At 51.8% G+C, this 4617-nt stretch carries 5 protein-coding genes; all 5 read right to left on the bottom strand.

The features are described from left to right. Nucleotides 1-188: 188 nt before the first annotated feature. A complete protein-coding gene (locus tag KW93_RS00285; protein ID WP_033540947.1) occupies nt 189-413 on the bottom strand; it encodes a DUF2187 family protein in 225 nt (74 codons plus the stop codon). A gap of 96 nt (nt 414-509) precedes the next feature. Further along, complete coding sequence (locus tag KW93_RS00280) at nt 510-1475, bottom strand: ABC transporter ATP-binding protein (protein WP_033540946.1); 966 nt, start codon at nt 1473-1475, stop codon at nt 510-512. Beyond that, nucleotides 1472-2410, bottom strand: coding sequence for a C40 family peptidase (locus tag KW93_RS00275; RefSeq protein ID WP_033540945.1), 939 nt, complete (start codon nt 2408-2410; stop codon nt 1472-1474). The genes KW93_RS00280 and KW93_RS00275 overlap by 4 nt, the downstream gene beginning before the upstream one ends. A gap of 2 nt (nt 2411-2412) precedes the next feature. Beyond that, the gene (locus KW93_RS00270) at nt 2413-3519 is read right to left on the bottom strand and encodes a mandelate racemase/muconate lactonizing enzyme family protein (RefSeq protein WP_033540944.1); all 1107 of its coding nucleotides are present in this window, start codon (nt 3517-3519) and stop codon (nt 2413-2415) included. 1 nt (nt 3520) lies between these two features. After that, the gene (locus tag KW93_RS00265; protein ID WP_033540943.1) at nt 3521-4444 is read right to left on the bottom strand and encodes a S66 peptidase family protein; all 924 of its coding nucleotides are present in this window, start codon (nt 4442-4444) and stop codon (nt 3521-3523) included. Nucleotides 4445-4617 lie beyond the last annotated feature (173 nt).

Below are 4617 nucleotides of genomic sequence, written 5' to 3'. Positions count from 1 at the left end.
GAGTGGTCTTCTCGGCTTATTGTGGGAACCAAGGTGTGCCATACGAAGATGGCACCTCCTTTGAGACGAGCTTGCGCAGGAGCATAATCTTAGCTCTGTCCAAAGCGCCGAAGCGGCATCCACCTGATTTTTATTGTCAAAAAAATATATAGAAAAAACCCCCGCACCTGGCAGGAGTTTCAGCTGTCTTATTCGACTGGTGTGTATTTCTTATGTGAGATCACGGTCATGTTCGAAGCTGCGCCGATTTCTTTCGCGTCTTCCGGTGAAATTTCAACAATCACCGAGTTGTCCATGATTTTGAAAATAGTTCCGGATACTTCGACGTTATTGCGGGAAAAGGTGATCCATTCTCCGATGCGGCGGGCCGCTACGAATTCTGATACTTCTTTTTCATGTGGTTGAAATGCCATTGATATCCACGCCTCTCTTTAAGAAACAGTATCTGTTTATTATATCATAAAAACGTGGAATTATCACTATTAAGCTCCAGCACCCCTCGTCAGGTTTTATTGTTCATATAAATGGCAGGCAACAAAATGGCCCGGTTCCTGTTCCTGCCAGACCGGAACTTTTTCTGCACAGACCGGCATCGCATGCGGACAGCGGGTGCGGAACACACAGCCGCTCGGCGGATTGATCGGGCTCGGCAGTTCGCCTTCCAGGATGACGCGTTCGCGCGCTTCTTCAATATCCGGATCCGGAATCGGAATGGCGGACAATAAAGCGGATGTATATGGATGCAATGGATTGTCGTAAAGCCGCTCCGAAGTCGTCAGTTCCACCATATGGCCGAGGTACATGACGCCGATGCGGTCGGAAATGTATTTCACCATGCTGAGGTCGTGGGCGATGAACAGATACGTCAGCCCTTTTTCCTTCTGCAGTTTCTGCAGCAGCATGACGACCTGCGCCTGGACGGAAACATCGAGCGCCGAAATCGGTTCATCGGCGATGATGAAATCCGGATCCAGTGCCAAAGCGCGCGCAATGCCGATGCGCTGGCGCTGGCCGCCAGAAAATTCGTGCGGATAGCGGTTCGCGTGATCGCGGTTCAGGCCGACGTCTTCCAGCAATTGATGGATGCGCGCCTGCATTTCTTTTTTGTCCTTGTGCAGACCATGGACCTGCATCGGTTCGGCGATGATTTCGTATACCGTCGAACGCGGATTGAGCGAAGCATACGGATCCTGGAAAATCATCTGCATATTGCGCAGATAATCAAAGCGTTCCTTGTCCGACATTTTATGGATATCGACACCTTCATATTCAACAGTGCCTTCGGTGTTTTTGTAGAGCCCCATGATAGTGCGGCCGGCTGTCGATTTGCCGCAGCCCGACTCGCCGACCAGGCCGAACGTTTCGCCGCGTTTGATGTCGAACGAAATGCCATCGACCGCTTTTAGTGTGACGCCTTTGCCCAGGTCGAAATGGCGCTTCAGTTCTTTTACGGATAATAAAGTCTCAGTTGTCATCGTTTTTCTTCCTCCTGTATGAACCTTCGCACCGCACACAATTCCTTTTCATGAACCGTGCCGGCAAGCTCGATGATTTCAATGGCTTTTCCGGGAGTCGGTGAATGGATCATCAGACCGTTGCCGTAATAAATGCCGACGTGATGAATCCGGCCCTTGCCTTCTTCATAAGCGAAAAACAGCAGGTCGCCGATATGCCATTCCGATTGGTTCTGTGTATCGATTTCGATGCCGGCCGCCGCCTGGTCATGCGCATCACGCGGGATGACAACGCCGTTTGCCTTCAGCATATTGTAGCTGAGGCCGGAACAGTCGTAGCCGTAGCTCGACATGCCACCCCAGAAATACTGCAGATCCAGAAAATCTTCCGCCAGTTTTGCGATTTCATGGCCGCTGCCTGTCGGGATTTCGTCAACGGACGGGGCAAGCTCCACTTCTTCCGCTTTGATGAAAGCTTCGCCGTCCGGAGTCTGGACGCAGAAAAAATCGCCTTTTTCTTTGACCGGCAGAAGCGTATTGAACGGCACCACCAGCAGCGGCTTGAACTCTTCTGTCCACAACTGGGCTTTGCGTACACTGACGCGGGCATAGCCAAGTTCATTGACAACAGCTGTTTCGGTTAATTGATGGAGCGGCACCCATCCCGGATAGCCGCGTTCGTCTTTGCTGCTCGGCTGCCAGATGGCGATGATTTTCGCCCAGCCATCCACCACTTCCTCCACGAGTACGGGCTCGCCGTAGAGCAATTGTGTCTGGATGCGGCCGCTGTGGGTGAGGTCATGATTTTCCTGTTCATTCATTGTTTCAATCCATTTATTGACTTTGACGGTTTCCCCCGTGCCGTGGGCGTCGACTTCCCGTACACTGCCCGGATTCGTCCACACTGTTGCCACCGGCACATTGCAGACCCACGCTGTCGATTCAGTCCCATACATATCTATTCACTCCGTCCTGTAAGTCGTTTAAGAAATAAATCACTGTCGATGCCAAGTCCCGATTTCTCCGGGAATCGGATCGTTTTTCCATCGTATTCGATGACGCCCGGAACGATATCTTCCTTCAGCATCAGCGGCGGGTCAAAATCAAAACGGGTGATGTTCGGCTGGCAGGCCGCAAAATGCGCCGCTGCCCCGACCCCGAGTTTTGTTTCGATCATGCTGCCGGTCATACAATGGACGCCGTAAGCTTCCGCCAGCGTGTTGATTTTCAATGCCTGATGGATGCCGCCCGCTTTCATTAATTTAATATTAATCAAATCGGCGGCGCGCAGCTGCAGAACACGCAGCGCGTCTTTCGGTGAAAAGATGCTTTCGTCCGCCATGATGTCAGTCATCGTATTATCGGTGACAAACTTCAGGCCTTCGATGTCTTTTGCGTGGACCGGCTGCTCGATCAATTCGATCGCAAGTCCGGCATCTTCCATGCGGCGGATGGCACGCACAGCCGATTTCGCTTCCCAGCCCTGGTTGGCGTCAAGGCGGAGCAGCACATCGTAGCCGACTCTTTCGCGGATCGCTTTGATCCGTCTGATATCTTCTTCGACCGAGCCGATGCCTACTTTAATCTTCAATACATCAAATCCGTCTTCTATGTAACCTGCAGCATCATCCGCCATTTCTTCCGGCGAATTGACCGACACCGTAAAATCCGTTTCCAGTTCACGCCGGTATCCTCCAAGAAAATCGACGAGCGGCATATCCGCCACCTGCGCCATCAAATCGTACAGCGCCATATCGATCGCCGCTTTGGCGCTCGTGTTGCCGATCATCGCTGCATGCAATTTTTGGAACACCACTTCACGCCGCCGGATATCCTGCCCAATCAGCGCTGCGCCTATCAATTCCACCGCAAATTCGATGCTTTCGAGCGAATCGCCTGTGATGACGTGTGTCGGCGGAGCTTCTCCGAAACCGCTCCGGCCGTCTTCCGTTAAAATATGGACGACGACCGCTTCTGCAACGGTCACGGTGCGCAATGCCGTTTTGAACGGCTTCTTCAGCGGTACCGCGGTCCTGTAACTGGTAATCGATTTTATTATCGTCATCTTATTCAACTCCCGGCAGAATCGTCAATGTTTTATTATCTGCATCCAGACGCGCTTTGACACCGAGCGGCACGGAGAAATGCGGTTCACAGTGGCCGATTTTAAAGCCTTTCACGACCGGCACCTGCAAATTGCTGAAATAATGATTAAATACTTCGTCCAGCGTCAGCGATTTTTCCCGTTTTTTCGGCTCTGCGTTTTTGAAGTCGCCGATGACGATGCCCGCCGCTTCGTCGAATTTGCGCGCCATGCGGAGCTGGTTCAGCATTTCGTCCACTTGATACGGTTCTTCGTCAATATCTTCTATTAAAAGGATCTTGCCTTTCGTGTCCAATTCGAATTTCGTGCCGATCGAACCGCGGATCAGTGACAGGTTGCCGCCCACCAGTTCGCCATCCGCGACTCCGCCGACAAGTGCCGTAAGTTCAGAAATCTCTTCGGAATAAAACAGCTCGAACGGTTCAAACAGCTGGCCGAACATGCGGCGGCTGCGTTCATGGAACGTATCCTTGCCGACATCCGACGCGAGCATCGGCCCGTGGAACGTCACGAGATCCGAATACTGGCCGATTGCCATATGCAAAAATGTGATATCCGAATAACCCCAGAACACTTTCGGGTTTTCCTTGATCATCGCGTAATCGATGCGGTCCGCATAACGCGCAGCGCCGTATCCACCGCCTGCACAGATGATGCCGGCAACTTCCGGATCCTCGAACATATCATGCAGATCAGCAAGGCGCGCATCATCGTCGCCTGCCAAATAGCCGTATTTTTCTCTTACCGATTTGCCCATTTTCACTTTCAGGCCCAACTCTTCCAAAAATGGCAGTGCCTTCTCGAGATTCTCCAGATTCGGTGGACTCGAAGGTGAAATCACCCCAACCGTATCCCCTTTTTTCAATCGTTTCGGCAAATTCCGCATACTAAAACACTCCTCTTTTTCTGTTCTTCATTCAACAGACAGTATATCCCTGTTCAATGAAAAACAGAAACGCCCGGCGCTCGGCCGAGCGTTTCTTGTTTGTTTCTAGTTTTATAGATAGCAACCGATGAATTCGCTTCAGCCAGACGCTTTCCGCAGGGAGCGGCCTGAGC

Source organism: Planococcus sp. CAU13, from assembly GCF_000775575.1.
Taxonomy (GTDB): Bacteria; Bacillota; Bacilli; order Bacillales_A; family Planococcaceae; genus Planococcus.
Note: the sequence above shows the minus strand (reverse complement) of the source record. Positions and strands in the feature narration are given on the sequence as shown.

Bases quoted from the DNA above. Each gene is read 5' to 3' on its own strand.
- KW93_RS00265 (WP_033540943.1), bottom strand. From the start codon at position 4,444: ATGCGGAATTTGCCGAAACGATTGAAAAAAGGGGATACGGTTGGGGTG.
- KW93_RS00285 (WP_033540947.1), bottom strand. From the start codon at position 413: ATGGCATTTCAACCACATGAAAAAGAAGTATCAGAATTCGTAGCGGCC.
- KW93_RS00275 (WP_033540945.1), bottom strand. From the start codon at position 2,410: ATGTATGGGACTGAATCGACAGCGTGGGTCTGCAATGTGCCGGTGGCA.
- KW93_RS00280 (WP_033540946.1), bottom strand. From the start codon at position 1,475: ATGACAACTGAGACTTTATTATCCGTAAAAGAACTGAAGCGCCATTTC.
- KW93_RS00270 (WP_033540944.1), bottom strand. From the start codon at position 3,519: ATGACGATAATAAAATCGATTACCAGTTACAGGACCGCGGTACCGCTG.